The organism is Neoroseomonas eburnea (assembly GCF_018129005.1).
Taxonomy (GTDB): domain Bacteria; phylum Pseudomonadota; class Alphaproteobacteria; order Acetobacterales; family Acetobacteraceae; genus Neoroseomonas; species Neoroseomonas eburnea.
This window is the reverse complement of the sequence record NZ_JAAEDL010000023.1, coordinates 24,761-40,441: the sequence shown is the minus strand read 5'-3', so window position 1 is coordinate 40,441 and position 15,681 is coordinate 24,761. Positions and strand designations below refer to the sequence as shown.

Here is a 15,681-nt window from a genome sequence, read left to right as displayed (position 1 = left end):
GTCACCGCGGGTGCAGGGGACCGTGTCCCCTGCTGGGGGAGCTTGAGGGGGCAAGGCCCCCTCAACCCGCGTGACGTGATGCCCGCTACAACTCGATCACGATGTTCCCGAAGGCATCGAGCACCGCCCGTGCACCCGGCGGCACCAGGCAGGTCGCATCATATTCCTCGATGATGCAGGGGCCCGGCCGCAACGCGGCGAAATCCGATCGCCTGAGTACCGGCGTCTCGATCCACCCGGCCGCCGCGCCGAAATAGGCAGCGCGCGGCGGCTGCGGCGGGCCCTCCGTCCCGGCCATCAACCGCTCCGGCATGCGCGGGCGCTCCGGAACGCCGCGGCCGAGCACCTGCAAGGCGACGACCTCCACCGGCTCCCCGGCGCCGGCGCGGTGTCCGTAGGTGCGCTCATGCTCGGCACCGAAGGCTTCCTCCAACCTGGTGGCGACGTCGCCTTCGGCAGGCACCGGCACCGTCAGCTCAAAGGACTGGCCCTGGTAGCGAAGCTGCGCGGAGCGCGTGATGTCCTGCCTCTCCGGTGGGAAGCCATCCGCCGCGAGCCGTGCGCGCGCTTCCGCCTCCAGCATCGCGCAGGCCGCCTGGAGCGCGCCGGCATCGAGCCCCTGCGTCGGTCGCCGCCAGGTGCGCGTCAGGTGCACCTCCACATCCGAGCACAACAATCCAACCGCGGAGAAGACGCCGGCCGAGGGCGGCACGATGATGCGCCTCATGCCGAGGCTCGCCGCCATGCCGGCGGCGAAGAGCGGCCCGTTGCCGCCGAAGGCGACGAGCGCGAAGCTGCGCGGATCGCGCCCGCGTTCGGAGGTCACGGCCTTGATGGCGCGGATCATGTTGCTCGCGGCGATGGCGTGCGCGCCCCAGGCGGCCTGCTCGACCGGCAGGCCGAGCGGCTTCGCGACGCGTTCCTCCAGCGCGGCGCGCGCCTTCGCCGCGTCGACCGCGAGGGCCCCGCCCACCAGCGCGTGCGGATTGAGATAGCCCAGCACCAGGTTCGCATCCGTGACCGTCGGCTGCATGTTGCCCCGGCCGTAGCAGACGGGGCCGGGATGGGCGCCGGCGCTTTCCGGCCCGACCTGCAGCGCGCCGCCGGCATCGACGCGGATGATGCTGCCACCGCCCGCGCCGACTTCCGCGAGGTCGATTGCCGGCACCTTCAGCAGGTAGCCCGCGCCGGTCAGCAGGCGCGAGCCGACCATGATGCCCGCCCCCACCGCGTATTCCGAGGCGCGGCTGACCTCGTACGCCTCGATCACGCCGGCCTTGGCCGTGGTGCCGCCCATGTCGAAGGAGATGACGCGCGGCAGCCCCGCCTGGCGGGCGAGCGCGCGCGCGCCGATCACGCCCGCGGCGGGGCCGGATTCCACGGCATGGACCGGGCGTTCCGTCGCTTCCGCCGCGCCCATCAGCCCGCCATTGGACTGCATGATGAGGACGGGCGCACTGACGCCGCCCTTGCCGAGTTCCGCCGTCAGCCGCGCCAGGTACTGCTCGAAGATCGGCCGCACATAGGCGTTGATGACGGTGGTGGAGGTGCGCTCGTACTCCTTCCGCTCCGGCAGCACCTCGTGCGAGAGGCAAAGCGTCACCTCCGGCGCGAGGGCACGCACGATCTCGCCCACGCGCTTCTCATGCGCCGGGTTGGCGTAGGCATGGATGAGACAGACCGCGATGGCCTGCACGCCCTCGGCCAGCAGGGCCTTGACCGCGGCCTCCACCTCCGCCTCGTCGAGCGGGACGCGCACGGTGCCATCGACGGCGATGCGCTCGGTCACCTCGTGCCGCAGCCGCCGCTCGACCAGCGCGGGCGGCTTTTCCCAGGCGAGGTCGTAGAGGCGCGGCATGCGCAGCGTGCGGATCTCCAGCACGTCGCGGAAGCCGCGCGTGGTGATCAGCCCGGTGCGCGCCCCCTTCTGCTCCAGGATGGCGTTGGAGGCGACGGTGGTGGCGTGCAGCACCTCCTCCACCGCGCCGGCATCGAGGCCGCCTTCGGCCAGCGCCTCGGCCAGGCCCTGCACGATCGCGGTCGCATAGTCGCCGACGGTGGAGGACACCTTCTTCGTGCGCAGCCGGCCTTCCCCGTCCAGCAGGACGATGTCGGTGAAGGTGCCGCCGATGTCGGCGCTGACGCGCAGCCGGGTCATGCCGCGTCCTCCGCGCCGCGGACGATGGCGGCGGAGCGTCGCGGCATGGCGGCGCGCGCGGCCGCGGTCGCGGCCCCGTCCACCGCGCTGCCACAGGGCGTCAGCACCACACCGTAGTCGCGCCGCGCGGCCTCGGCGCCGAGCAACCCGGCGCGGAGGTCGCGCAGCACAAGAGCAGGGTCACGCTCCCGCGGGTCCCCCCATCCGCCGCCTCCGGCGAGTTCATGGCGGAAGACGTCGCCCTTGCGGAACTCCACGCAGAATTTCGAAGGGAGTTCCGCCCACGCGCCGTCGCGCAGGATCGCATTGCGGGACGGCGCGCCGGGCTGCCCGCCATAGAGACCGAAGGGCGGATAGACCCGCCGGTCGGAGCGGACCTGCAGCACGCCCGAATCCTCGAGCATCCGGTACTCGCGCGCGAAGGGCACGCCGCCGCGGAAGCGCCCGGCACCGGCGCGCCCGGGCAGCAACTCGTAGCAGAGGATCTCGATGGGCTGCTCGGCCTCCGTCACCTCGATCGAGGGGCAGGCCATGTTGGCGAACATGTGGGAATTGCCGTCGAGCCCGTCGGCCCAGGGCCGTCCGCCCCAGGCGCCGCAGGTGAAGTCCACGTAGATGAAGGGCCGCCGCGTCGCGTCATAGCCGCCGATGGACACGCCGGTATTGCCGCCGTCGCCCGCCGCGCCGACGCGGTCGGGCAGCATCAGCGCCAGCGCGCCGAACATCGTGTCCACCATGCGGAAACCGGTCAACCCGCGTGCCGCGCAGGCCGCCGGCAGCACGGCATGGGTGATGGTGCCGGGCGGCGCGATGACCTCGATGGCGCGGAAATAGCCCTCGTTGTTGGGAATTCCGGCCGGCAGGACGGAGCGGATGGCGCAGTAGGAGGCGCTGCGCGTGAAGGAGAAGGTGCTGTTGATCGCTCCCTTCACCTGCGGCGAGGACCCGGTCCAGTCGACCGTAATGCCATCCCCCCGCTTGGTGACCTTCACCCTGAGCGGGATCGGCTTGCCGAGGTCGACGCCGTCATCGTCGATGTTGTCCTCGAAGGACCATTCGCCGTCGGGCAGATCGGCCAGCGCGGCGCGGGTCAGGCGCTCGCTGTAGTCGAGCAGCTCCTCCATGAAGAAGCGCGTGCGCTCGGCCCCGTGCTGGCCGACCAGCTCCCGGAAGGCGCGCTCGGCGATGGTGCAGGCGGCGAGCTGCGCGCGCAGGTCGCCCATCACCTTGTCCGGCACGCGCACGTTGCGCTCGAGGAAGAGAAAGAAGGTCTCGTTCGGCCGGCCGCGCTCGTAGATGCGCATGGGCGCGATGCGCAGCCCTTCCTGGTAGATCTCCGTGCTGTCAGAGGCGTTCGATCCCGCGACGCGGCCGCCGACATCGGTGTGGTGGCAGATGGTCGCCGCGAAGGCGAGGCGCTGCCCATCCACGAAGATCGGCCTGAACACGAAGATGTCGGGCAGATGCATCCCGCCCTCGAACGGATCGTTGAGGGCGAAGATGTCGCCATCCGCCATGTCGTCCCCGTATCTGCGGATGACGGCGGCCAGCGCCTCGGGGATGGAGCCGAGATGCGAGGGCAGCGTCAGCCCCTGCGCCACCAGGCGCCCCTGGCCGTCGCAGAAGGCCGTCGAGTAGTCCATGTTGTCCTTGAGCACGGCGGAATAGGTCGTGCGATGGACCGTCAGTGCCATCTCGTCGGCGATGGAGAAGAGCGCGTTCTTGAACAATTCGAAGGCAATGGGATCGTAGCTGCGGTCCGACACACCCTGTTCCCCACATCATCGAGCGAGGCAAGCCTCGCCATCTTTCACCGGCCCAGCAAGCCCCGTGCCTGCCGTGCACGGCGGCGCGGAGCGTGCGGCCGGCATGCTGCACCGCCGACCCGGCGGCGGCTGGCGCGATGCCCCGGACTGCAGCACCATGGGTGCGTGACGATACCGGCCGGCGCCCAGACCCCCCGCATGCCCTGGGCGCTGCTCGCAGCCGCCTGCCTCGGCATGTTCGCCGCATCCTCGAGCGGCACGACGCGCGCGCCCTTCCTCCTCGACATGGCGCGCGACCTCTCCACCAGCCTGACGATGGTCGCGAACCTGATGGCGATGACCTCCATCGCCTGGGGGGTCACGTCGCTGCTGGCTGGCGCAGGATCGGATCGATGGGGGCGGCGGCCCTTCCTGATCGGCGGGCCGCTCGGCCTCGCGCTCTGCATGATCGGTGTCGCGACGTCGCCGGGATACCTCGGCGTCGCCATCGCGGTGACGCTGGCCGGCGGCTGCTCGGGCGCCTTCACCGGCGTGATCATGGCCGAGGCCTCGGCGCGCACCGTGGACCGCCAGCGCGGCCGCGCGCTCGGCTGGGTCATGTTCGGGCAGTCGCTCTCGCTGCTGCTCGGCGTGCCGCTGGCGGCCTGGATCGGCACCTTCATCGGCTGGCGCGGCGTCAGCCTCAGCGTCGCCGCGATCGCCGTGCTGGCAGCACTCGGCCTGCTGGCCACCACGTTGCGGCCGGCGGAAGCGCCGCCGGCCGCGCCATCCGCACGGCCAAGCCTGCGCGGAGCGATGAGCGGACCCGTGCTGCGCCTGCTGGCGATGGGCGTGGCGGAGCGCGTCTGCTACGGCCTGTCCGTCGTCTACTTCGCAACCTTCCTGCAGGCCACCTACGCCCTCACGCCGGCGGGGGTGGCAATCCCGCTCGCGCTCATCGCCATCGGCAACATCCTCGGCACGGTGGTGGGCGGGCAATTGGCGGATCGCCTCCCGAACCGGCTGCGGACCTTTGCGGCGGCGATGATGCTGTCCGCAGTGATCGCGCTGGCGCTCTATGCCTGGGTGCCCGGACTCGTCGTCACGGTCGCGCTCGGCTTCGCCTACGTCTTCGTGAACGCGATCGCGCGCCCCTGCCTGATGGCGGCGCTCGCCAATGTGCCGGACGGCATCCGCGGCACGGTGCTGGGCCTCAACGTCACCTCGGCGAGCTTCGGCTGGCTTGGCGCGGCCGCGGTCGGCGGCTGGGTGATGGCGGAGATCGGCTTCGCCGGCTTCGGCCCGCTGGCCGCGGGGGCGGCGATGGTCGGCGCGGGGCTCGCGCTGAGCGGGCGGCGGCCGCGCTTCTGAGGGCGGCCTGCCGGCCCGTCAGCCGCGCCCGACCGCACGCCGCTTGCGGGCCGGCGGCTTCTCCGGCGCCGATTGGTGCAGATGGCCGGTCGGCAGCGCGGTCGTATACTTCACCTGCTCCAGCGCGAAGCTGGAGCGCAGGTTCGCGACGCCGGGAATCGTCGTCAGATGATCGACGACGAAGCGATGGTACTTCGCCAGGTCCTCGACCACGACGCGCAGCAGATAGTCGGAGTCGCCGCTCATCAGGTAGCACTCCATCACTTCCGGCCGCCGCGCGATCCGTGTCTGGAAGACGCGCAGCGCCGCCTCGTTCTGCTTCTCGAGCGTCACCTGCACGAAGACATTGACCGCAAGACCGATCGCCGCCGGATCGACCACGGCGACGGAGCGCCGGATCACCCCGCGGCTGCGCAGCTCGTCCAGGCGGCGCCAGCAGGAGGACGGCGTGGTGCCGGTCGCCTCGGCCAGTTCGGCGAGGCCGATGTCGCTGTCCTCCTGCATCTGCTCGATGATGCGGACGCTCAAGGGGTCAAGCAGCTCGTTCGCGAGTGTTTTCCGCATATGACGCAAGTTCCGGCTGAATTTGCCAGATTTGCGCGTGCGGCCGGCAAGTTTGCAAGCCATTCCCGCCTGCGCTTCCTCAGGATCAGCCTTCACGCGGGCACGGACAGTCCCGCGGCAGGGGATCCGCGCCATGCTCGACCAGCTCAGCCTCGACACCTCGCCCGCCCGCCCGCAGCCCGATGAGGCGCGGATGCTCGCGGAGATCGAGCGCAAGGTGCTCTGGCTGTCGGCCTGGATGATCCATCACGCCAACCACCTCCGTCCCTCGCCGGACGGGCTGAAGGTCGGCGGGCACCAGGCCTCCTCCGCCTCCATCGCCACCATCATGACGGCGCTCTACTTCGCCATCCTGCGGCCGCAGGACCGTGTGGCGGTGAAGCCGCATGCCTCGCCGGTGTTCCACGCCATCCAGTACCTGCTCGGCAACCAGACGCGCGTGAAGATGGAGGCCTTCCGTGCCCTCGGCGGTGCGCAATCCTACCCGTCCCGGACCAAGGATGTGGCCGACGTGGATTTCTCCACCGGCTCCGTCGGCCTCGGTGCCGCGCAGACGATCTTCGCCAGCATGGTGCAGGACTATGTGCACCTGCATGGCTGGGGCAGCGGCCAGCCGGAAGGCCGCATGGTCGCGCTGGTCGGCGATGCCGAGATGGATGAGGGCAACATCTACGAGGCCCTGCTCGAAGGCTCCCGCCACGGCCTGCGCAACACCTGGTGGGTGGTCGACTACAACCGCCAGAGCCTCGACGCGGTGATCGGCGAAGGCGTCAACGACAAGATCATGGGCGCCTTCGCCACCATGGGCTGGGAGGTGGTGGAGCTGAAATACGGCCGCCTGCTGCAGGCCGCCTTCGCGGAGCCGGGCGGTGAGCGCCTGCGCGACTGGATCGATGCCTGCCCCAACCAGCTCTATTCCGCGCTGGTGTTCCGCGGCGGCGCGGCCTGGCGCGCGCGGCTGCTCGACGACCTTGGCGACCAGGGCGAGGTCAGCGCGCTGATCGCGCGGCGCAGCGACGACGAGCTGGCACGGTTGATGACCAATCTCGGGGGCCATGACCTCGGGCTGCTGCTCGATGCCTTCCGCAGCATCGGCCATGACCGGCCGGTCTGCTTCCTCGCCTACACCATCAAGGGTTTCGGCCTGCCGCTCGCCGGCCACAAGGACAACCACGCCGGGCTGATGAACCCGGCGCAGATGGAGCAATGGCGCGCCGGCATGGACATCCGGCCGGGGCATGAATGGGACATCGCCGAGGGGCTCGGCGTCAGCGAGTCAGGGTTGCGCGCCTTCCTCGCCGGCGTGCCGTTCAACGCCCGCGGCCCGCGCCGCACCACCGCGCCCGCCCTGCCGGTGCCGGAAACGCTGGCGATCGAGACGCAGACCCAGGCCTCCACCCAGGCCGGCTTCGGGCAGTTGATGCATGCGCTGGCGCGCAGCGAGGCACCGATCGCCGAGCGCATCGTCACCACCTCGCCCGACGTCACCGTCTCCACCAATCTCGGCGCCTGGGTGGGGCGGCGCGGCCTCTTCGCGCGCGAGGTGCGGCAGGACCTCTTCCGCGAGACCAAGATCCCCTCGGCCTATCGCTGGGACGCCGGGCCGCGCGGCCAGCACATGGAGCTCGGCATCGCGGAGATGAACCTGTTCCTGATGCTCTCGGCCTTCGGCCTCTCGCACAGCCTGTTCGGCGAGCGGCTGATCCCGGTCGGCACGCTCTACGACCCGTTCATCGCGCGCGGCCTCGATGCGATGAACTACGCCTGCTACCAGGATGCGCGCTTCATCCTGGCGGCGACGCCCTCGGGCATCACGCTGGCGCCGGAAGGCGGCGCGCACCAGTCGATCGGCACGCCGCTGATCGGCATGGCGCAGCCGGGCCTCTCCTCCTTCGAACCCGCCTTCGTGGACGAGCTCGGCGTCATCCTGCGCTGGTCGCTCGACCATGTGCAGCGGGACGGCAGCGAGGGCGGCTCGGTCTACCTGCGCCTGTCCACGCGCAGCATCGAGCAGCCACGCCGGGCCATGACCCCCGCCCTGGCCGAGGACATCGTCGCCGGCGGTTACTGGCTGCGCCCACCCGGGCCGAACTGCGAGGTCGCCATCGCCTACGCCGGCGCCGTGGCGCCCGAGGCGATCGCCGCCGCCGGCCTGCTGGGCGAGCATCGCCGCGATGTCGGGGTGCTGGCCGTCACCTCCCCCGACCGGCTCTTCGCCGGCTGGCGGGCGGCCGAGGCGGCCCGGATGGCTGGCGACGCCACCGCGCCGAGCCATGTCGAGCGTCTGCTGCGCCCCCTGCCGCGCCATTGCTGCCTGGTCACGGTGACCGACGCCCATCCGGCGGGCCTCGGCTGGCTCGGCTCGGTCGAGGGGCATCGCGTCAAGGCGCTCGGCGTCGACGCCTTCGGCCAGAGCGGCAGCATCGCCGAGCTCTACGACACCTACGGGCTGGACACCGCGGCCATCCTGCGCGCGGCGCAGGTGGGCGCGCCGGGGGCGCCGCTTCCCGTGTGACCGCGGGCGCCGGCGGATGGTGGCCGGCACTCCGGGATGCCGGCGATGCTCGGGCTCGCCCATTCGAAAGGCCAGTCATTGGCATCGTTCCTGCTCGGCGGCCGGATCGCCTGGCAGGTGCGCGGGCCGTTCCTAACGGCATCGGTGACGATGGGCGGCTTGGCGAAGGCGCCGCCGCTGGCTGCGTGAACGGCGCGACGTGCGTCACCTTCCGCCCACGGCGGAAACCGGGCACCTTCGCCGCCGCCGGCGACGACGCGGCACGGTGCCGTCGCCGGCGCGCTCACCAGGCCGATCGCCGGGGGCCTGTGGCGAGATCCTCCACCGCCACGGCCATGCACGCCCGGCGCCGACCGCCATCACCATCGACGCCGCCGACCAGGCCGCAGGAGCGAGACATGCTGCCAGAACCCCGGACCACGGCCATCTTCGGCTCCTACGTGCTGACCGAGGCCGAGGGCGCGCAAGCTGTGCTGCGCGACCACTGGGTCCTGATCGAGGGCCGACGCATCGCCGCCATCACCCCAACGCGCCCCGAGGCCGCCCTCGTGCTCGACCGGCCGGGGCGCTTCCTGCTGCCGGGGCTGATCAACCTGCACAATCACTGCTTCAGCGAGATGCTGGCGCGCACCCATACGGAGGACGGCGCCGGCCGGAAGAACAACAAGAGCATCGTCTACACCGTGCTGATGCCGCTCAGCCGGCGCGGCCTCGACCTCTACACGCCCGAGGAACGCATGGCCGTGGCGCGACTCGGCGTCCTGCAATTGCTGAAGGGCGGCAACGCCACGGTGATGGAGCCCTTCCGCAACGGCCTGCCGGAGATGTTCGCCGCCGCGGAGGAGATGGGCCTCCGCTTCTACGGCGCGCCCTACCTGTTCTCGACGGCCGATGCGCAGGCCGGCGCGGATGGCGTGGTACGCTATGCCGGCGACGATGGTGCGGCCGACCTCGCCGCCTGGAACGACCTCCACGCGACCTGGGAGGGCCGCGACCACGGGCGTATCCGGCTGGCGATGAGCCCGCACGCGACCGACACCTGCGGCCCCGACCTGCTGCGCACGGCAACCGCCCGCGCACGGGAGCTCGGCGTGCCCAACACCATCCATGTCGCGCAGAGCCCCGGCGAGGTCGCGACCATCCGCGCGCGCCACGGCCGCACGCCGGCCGAGTATCTCGATTGGCTCGGCGTGCTCGGGCCGGATCTGTTGGCGGCGCATTGCGTGGACTGCTCCGGCGACGACCTGGCGCTGATGGCCCGGCGCGGCGCGACCGTGCTCAACTGCCCGCGCGTCTTCGCGCGCGCCGGCACCGTCGCAAGCTTCGCGCATTTCCGCGCCCATGGGCTGCGCACGGTGATCGGCACCGATGGTTACAACCTCGACCTGCTCGGCGAGCTGCAGGCCGCGGCCATCATTTCCAAGACGACGGCAGCCAGCGCCACGGTGGCCACGGCGCCGGAACTGATCGATGCCGTGACGCGCGACGCCGCCGCCGCGATCGGCCGCGACGACCTCGGCACACTGCGCCCCGGTGCGGCGGCCGACATCACGGCGATCGACATCGGCCACCCGCATCTGCAGCCGCTGTTCGAGCCGCGGCGCGCGCTCGTCTGGCTGGCCAACCGGGCCGATGTCGACGTGGTGATGGTGGACGGACGCCTGCTGGTGGAGGGCGGGCGCCACCTGTTCGCGGACGAGGCGGCCATCACGGCGGCCGGGGCTGCCGCGATCGGCAAGATCTGGGCGCTGCCCGAGGCGCAGGCCGCCTTCGCGGGATAGCGGCGGGCCGCGGCCGGCCGGGTCGCGCCCGGCCACCGCCGCGGTCCGTGTGAATTTCCCTCATGCAGGACTGAGTTCTTTTGGTTTGACCCTTCCGGCCACCGCCGGAAGCATCCCGCCTTCGCAGCGGGGACAAGGGGTCCCAGCGCCCGGCCGAGGAATTTTCATGAGCGCGCAGGACGTCCCAACCACCGAGATCCCCGTCGTCGATCTCGGCCCCTATTTCGCCGGCGAAGAGGGCGCGCTGGAGCGCACCGCCGCGCAGCTCCGCGCAGCTCCGCGAGATCTGCGAAACGGTCGGCTTCCTCTACATCAGCAACCACGGCGTCTCGCAGGCGCTGATGGACCGCACCCTCGCTGCCGCCGCCGCCTTCCACGCCCAGCCCATCGAGAAGAAGATGGAGCTGAAGGTGGACAACGCCATGCAGGGCTATCTGCCCATGCGCGGCAGCACCACGCGCACTTCGACGCTCAATGCCAACAACAAGCCGAACGAGAACGAAGCCTTCTTCGTGAAGCGCGAGGGCGAGGCCGGCGTGACGAACCGCTGGCCCGACGTGCCCGGCTTCAAGGAGACCACCCTCGCCTACTACGAGGCGCTCGAAGCCCTCGCCATCCGCATGCTGCCGCTCTACGCCCGCGCGCTCGACCTGCCGGCGGAGTATTTCGACGCCAAGTGCGAGCGTCCCTTCAGCTCGCTGCGTCTCAGCCACTACCCGCCGGTCCCGGCCTATGCCGAGAACCAGTTCGGCATCGCGCCGCACACGGATTCGACCTTCATCACGCTGCTCGCGCAGAACAAGGTCGCCGGGCTGCAGATCCGCCGCCAGGACGGCGTCTGGATCGACGCGCCGGTGATCGATGGCACCTTCATCGTCAACACCGGCGACATCCTGCATCGCTGGACCAACGGGCGCTTCCTCTCCACGCCCCATCGCGCCTTCAACGTCTCCGGCGGCTCGCGCTACGCCATCCCGTACTTCTTCCATCCAAGCCAGGAGACGCTGATCGAATGCCTGCGGACCTGCCGGGTCGAGGGCGAGGAGCCTCGCTTCCCGGCGATGACCACCGCGGAGTATATGGCGTGGTTCCGCGGCAGGAACTACGATCACCTCCGCAAGTCAGCGCCGGCTGCCGCGGCCGAGTAGCGGCGGACCGGATCGATCGGCGCCACGGCGCCCAACAACGCGCGCCACACACGGTCTTCGGGACAAGACCGCGTTCGATGGAGAGGCTTCTGATGAATTTCCGCCGGATGGCTCGCGCCCTGGCGCTGGCACCGATCGCCCTGTGCGCCGCCCTGGGCGGGGCGACCGCGCAGGAGCGGACGCTGCGCGTGTCGCTGAACACCGAACTGCAGGTGCTCGACCCGATCGTCACCACGATCAACGCGACGCGCGTCTTCTCCTACCTTGTCTACGACATGCTCTTCGCCATCGACGGCGAAGGGAACTACCAGCCCCAGATGGTCGAGACCTACACGGTCAGCGACGATCGCCTGACCTACAGCTTCCGTCTCCGCGAGGGGCTGGAATGGAGCGACGGCACGCCGGTGACGTCCGAGGACGCGGTGGCCTCGATCCGCCGCTGGGCGCAGCGGGAGGCGCTGGGCGTGCAGATCATGCGCATCGCCGAGGGGCTGCGGGTCGTCGATGCCCGCACCTTCGAACTGAAGCTGCGCGAGCCCTACGCCTTCGTCATCGAGGCGCTGGGCAAGCCGGGCAACGTCATTCCCGTGATGATGCCGGCGCGCCTCGCCAATCTTCCGGCCAACACCGCGGTGCCGGAGGTGGTCGGCTCGGGTCCCTTCCTGTTCGACCGCGCCGGCTGGCGGCCCGGCGAGCGCGCGACCTTCCGCCGCAACCCGCGCTACCGTCCACGGACGGAACCGGCCTCCGGCCTCGCGGGCGGGAAGGTCGTACATTTCGACCGCGTCGACCTGATTTCCCTGCCCGACCAGGCCACGCGCGTCGCCGCACTGCAGGCGAACGAGGTCGACTACCTCGAGATCATCGCGGCCGACTACATCGAGCCGATGCGGCGCAACCGCAACATCACCATCGCACAGCCGCGCGGTGCCGGGCAGATCATGGCGATCGTCAGCCTCAACCACGCCCAGCCACCCTTCGACAACCCGGCGATCCGCCGCGCCGCCCAGCTCGCGCTGAACCAGGAAGAGGTGATGGCCTCCATCGGCCTGCCGGCCGGGATGTATCTGAGCGAATGCCGCTCGCTCTTCATGTGCGACACCGCGACCCAATCCAACGCGGGCGCCGACGTGTTCCGCAACGCCGGCATCGAGCGAGCGCGCACCCTGCTGCGGGAGGCCGGCTACAACAACGAGCCGCTGGTGTTCCTGCATTCCGAGAGCTCGGCGCTGCTCAATCCGATGGGTGTCGTCATCGCCGACCAGATGCGGCGCGCCGGCTTCAACGTGCAGCTCGCAACCTCCGACTACGCCACTGTCGCGCAGCGGCGCCTCAAGCGCGACCCTGTGAGCGCAGGCGGCTGGAGCATGGTCAACATCATCTGGAACGGCATCGACCTGGTGAATCCACTGGCGAATCCGGGCGTCGCCTACAATTGCGCCACCCACTATTCGGGCTGGTACTGCGACCCGCGCCAGACCGAGCTGCTGCGGCGGCTCGCATCTGCGCGGACGGCGGAGGAACGCACGCGCCTGGCCGATGAGCTGCAGGCGGCCTTCCACGACAACGTCAACTACATTCTCGGCGGGCAGTTCTCGGCGCCTGCTGCCTACCGTTCCGAACTGCAGAACGTGATCGAGTTCCCGATCCCCATCTTCTGGAACATGTCGCGCCGCTGAGGCCCGCGCCGGGGCTCAGCGGTCACGCTGGGCCTCGGCCAGCAGCCAGTCACGAAGCAGCAGCGCCGCGGCGCTCCGCTCGCGCGCCGGTGTCGCATAGACGAGCCAATCGGGCTCCTCGGTCAGAGCCTGGTCGAACAGCATGACCAGCCTGCCGTCACGCAGGTCGTCGGCGATCAGGTTCGCGAAGAACAGCATCACCCCCATGCCGGCGACAGTCGCGAGGTAGGCGAGGTTCATGTCGTCGAACTTGATGCCGCGGCCGGCATCGATCGACTCCGCCTTCGCAAGACGCAGCCACTTGCGCCAATCACCCTTCCGCTTGCGGGCATGAATGAGACTGTCCGGGTCGAGCTGGGACGGCCGCGTGATGGGTGGGCGGCCCGCGAGGTAGCGCGGACTGCACACCGGCACGAGGCGGCCGTCGAACAGCCGCGCGGGCTTCGCCTTGGTGAGCGGCGCTGGTCCGTGGGTAATCGCAAGGTCGAAGCAACGCGGCTCGAGCGCCGGTGGCGGGCCGCTTGCCGCCGTTAGGTCCAGCGTGATCGAAGGATGCCGGGCGGCAAGGCGCGGCAATCGCGGCACGAGCCAGCGCATGGCGAGATTGGTCGAGGCGTAGATCCGCAGCATCGCGAGATCGTTGGCCGCAAACAGCACGCGTGTGTCGTCCTCGATACGTCGGAAGGCCTCGCCAACCGACCGCAGATAGGCCTGCCCCTGCGGCGTCAGCACCACCTCGCGATGCTGGCGATCGAAGAGGCGCGCCCCGAGGAACTCCTCGAGCTGGCGGATCTGGTGACTGATCGCGCCCGGCGTGACGCCGAGTTCCTCGGCGGCCGCCGTGAAGCTCAGGTGACGGCCGGCGGCCTCGAAGGCACGCAGGCTGCGAAGGGACGGAAGACGGCTGGCGATCGGCGTTGCTCCTGCTCGGCGGGCAGGCATGGAAGTGTGACGCCGAGCGCGACTCCGCTCAATGCACCGATCGAAGCGAAAGCCGTGCCGGCCGAAATCGAGCCGACGGCCGATGTAGCTATCGCCAGACTGCCGACGCCCTGCCTATTGCCCGTAAGGCGAGGCGTCCGTCACATGCCCATTTGCGAGGTCGGCGGCAACCGCCGCAGCCGACCTTGCGCGCGGATCACCGTGACCACCGCCGCCCGGCGTGGCGAGGGAGACGGTATCGCCGCCCTTCAGCACGTATTGCCGCTTCGGATCCACGGTCTCGCCGTTGATCTTGAGCACGCCCGGCGCGCCGTCCATTCCGCCCTCGATGCCGAAGGCGGGGAAGATGGTGCGCTCGGCAAGGAAGGAGACGGCGATCGGTGTCTCCGAGCGGCTCTCGAGAAGGATCTCCTGCCCCAGCCCGCCGCGATGGCGCCCCGGCCCGCCGCTGTCGGGCCGCAGGCGCTTGTGGTGGATGCGCAGCGGCGCGATGTGCTCGCTGATCTCGACGGCGGTGGAGGAGACGTTGGAGGGCCAGGACAGGCAGGAGATGCCATCGCCATGCACGTTGCCGCCCATGCCGCCGTTGAAGAAGAACATGTTGGCGTAGGGCTTGCCCTTCTCGTCACCGGCATCGCGCACGCCCGACTGGTTGATCCCCCACATCGGCGAGCCGCAGGCAGCCATGACGCGCTCCGGCACGATCTGTCCGAGACAGCCGAAGACCAGCATCGGCAGGTAGTGCCCGATCAGCATGCGCGATCCGCCCGGGGAGGGAAACTGCGGGTTCACGATGCAGCCAGGCGGCGCGACGATGGAAATCGGCCGCCAGGCGCCCTCGTTGTTCGGCAGGGTGGGGCTGGTGCAGACCTTCACCCCGTACATGACCATCGCATAGGTGTAGCAGAGCGCGCAGTTGATCGCCCGGTCCACCTGCGCATCCGTGCCGGTGAAGTCGGCGGTGATGGTGTCGCCCTTCACCGTGAGCGCGAGGCGGATGGTGATGGGCGTGTCCATCAGCCCGTCGGTCTTGAGCTCGCTGCGGTAGGTGCCATCCGGCAATGCTGCGATGGCATCGCGCATCGCGCCTTCGCAGCGGCGATGGATCTCGGCGGCAAGGTCCGTCAGGTCGGCAAGCGCGGCCTGCTCCATCAGCACAAGAAGGCGTTCCTCCATCAGATCCAGCGCCACCACCTGTGCCCAGAGGTCGCCCAGCGTTTGATCCGGCGTGCGGACATTCTGCCGCAGGATCGCGACCAGCGTCTCATCCGTGACGCCGGCGCGCATCAGCTTGAGCGGCGGGATCTGCAGCCCTTCCTCGAACACCTCGCGCGGTTCGGGGCTGCGGATCTTGCCGCCGATGTCCGGCGCATGGGCGGTCGAAGCGCTGAAGGCCACCAGCCGGCCATCGCGGAAGATCGGCTTGGCCACCGTGATGTCCGGCAGATGCCCGGTGCCGAGCCAGAGATCATTGGTGATCAGCACGTCGCCCGGCGCCAGCGTCTCCGGCGGGAAGAAGCGCAGGAAATGCTTCACCGTCTCCGGCAGCGTGCCGATGAAGGAGGGGATGCTCTCCGTCGCCTGCACCAGCGACTGCCCGGCGGCATCGGTGACGACGCAGGAGAAGTCGTAGGATTCACGCACCAGGGTGGAGAAGGAGGTGCGCACCAGCGCCGCCGCCGCCTCGTCCACCAGGGAGATCAGGCGGCGCCAGAGCAGTTCCAGCTCGACGGCATCGAAGCTGCGGGTGGCCGGGAGGGCAAAGTCGTTCATCTGCG

11 protein-coding genes are annotated in these 15,681 nt (G+C 70.2%); 6 read left to right on the top strand and 5 right to left on the bottom strand.

What is annotated here, in order from left to right; translation table 11 throughout:
- Positions 1-85 precede the first annotated feature (85 nt).
- Together GXW74_RS20155 and GXW74_RS20150 are read right to left on the bottom strand one after the other, a co-directional pair.
- Positions 86-2,158 carry a hydantoinase/oxoprolinase family protein gene (locus tag GXW74_RS20155; RefSeq protein WP_211848349.1) on the bottom strand — a complete coding sequence of 691 codons (2,073 nt, stop codon included), beginning with the start codon at positions 2,156-2,158 and terminating at the stop codon, positions 86-88.
- On the bottom strand, positions 2,155-3,924 hold the full coding sequence (locus GXW74_RS20150; protein ID WP_211848348.1) for a hydantoinase B/oxoprolinase family protein: 1,770 nt from the start codon (positions 3,922-3,924) through the stop codon (positions 2,155-2,157). The genes GXW74_RS20155 and GXW74_RS20150 overlap by 4 nt, the downstream gene beginning before the upstream one ends.
- Positions 3,925-4,089: 165 nt before the next feature.
- Between GXW74_RS20150 and GXW74_RS20145 the strand changes: the two genes are divergently transcribed.
- Positions 4,090-5,274 (top strand): MFS transporter, encoded by a 1,185-nt coding sequence (locus tag GXW74_RS20145; protein ID WP_211848347.1) that lies wholly within the window; start codon positions 4,090-4,092, stop codon positions 5,272-5,274.
- Between the two features lie 18 nt (positions 5,275-5,292).
- Here the strand turns inward: GXW74_RS20145 and GXW74_RS20140 are convergent, their stop codons facing one another.
- On the bottom strand, positions 5,293-5,802 hold the full coding sequence (locus GXW74_RS20140; protein ID WP_246523738.1) for an Lrp/AsnC family transcriptional regulator: 510 nt from the start codon (positions 5,800-5,802) through the stop codon (positions 5,293-5,295).
- A 169-nt stretch (positions 5,803-5,971) separates the two neighbouring features.
- Between GXW74_RS20140 and GXW74_RS20135 the strand changes: the two genes are divergently transcribed.
- From GXW74_RS20135 to GXW74_RS20115, 5 genes are all read left to right on the top strand, one after another.
- Positions 5,972-8,353: a transketolase gene (locus GXW74_RS20135; RefSeq protein ID WP_408903883.1), complete on the top strand. Its 2,382-nt coding sequence runs from the start codon at positions 5,972-5,974 to the stop codon at positions 8,351-8,353.
- Positions 8,354-8,398: 45 nt separating this feature from the next.
- Entirely contained in the window at positions 8,399-8,542 is a 144-nt protein-coding gene (locus GXW74_RS20130) for a hypothetical protein (RefSeq protein ID WP_211848345.1), read from the top strand.
- A gap of 209 nt (positions 8,543-8,751) precedes the next feature.
- Positions 8,752-10,134, top strand: a complete 1,383-nt coding sequence (locus GXW74_RS20125) for an amidohydrolase family protein (protein ID WP_246523737.1) — start codon at positions 8,752-8,754, stop codon at positions 10,132-10,134.
- A 209-nt stretch (positions 10,135-10,343) separates the two neighbouring features.
- Positions 10,344-11,282, top strand: a complete 939-nt coding sequence (locus tag GXW74_RS28660) for an isopenicillin N synthase family dioxygenase (RefSeq protein WP_338148290.1) — start codon at positions 10,344-10,346, stop codon at positions 11,280-11,282.
- Between the two features lie 92 nt (positions 11,283-11,374).
- On the top strand, positions 11,375-12,961 hold the full coding sequence (locus GXW74_RS20115) for an ABC transporter substrate-binding protein (protein ID WP_211848343.1): 1,587 nt from the start codon (positions 11,375-11,377) through the stop codon (positions 12,959-12,961).
- Positions 12,962-12,976: 15 nt separating this feature from the next.
- On the opposite strand, the gene GXW74_RS20110 is transcribed toward GXW74_RS20115, so the two are convergent.
- Positions 12,977-13,903 carry a LysR substrate-binding domain-containing protein gene (locus GXW74_RS20110; protein WP_211848342.1) on the bottom strand — a complete coding sequence of 309 codons (927 nt, stop codon included), beginning with the start codon at positions 13,901-13,903 and terminating at the stop codon, positions 12,977-12,979.
- Between the two features lie 114 nt (positions 13,904-14,017).
- Positions 14,018-15,676 carry a hydantoinase B/oxoprolinase family protein gene (locus tag GXW74_RS20105; RefSeq protein WP_211848341.1) on the bottom strand — a complete coding sequence of 553 codons (1,659 nt, stop codon included), beginning with the start codon at positions 15,674-15,676 and terminating at the stop codon, positions 14,018-14,020.
- Positions 15,677-15,681: the final 5 nt, after the last annotated feature.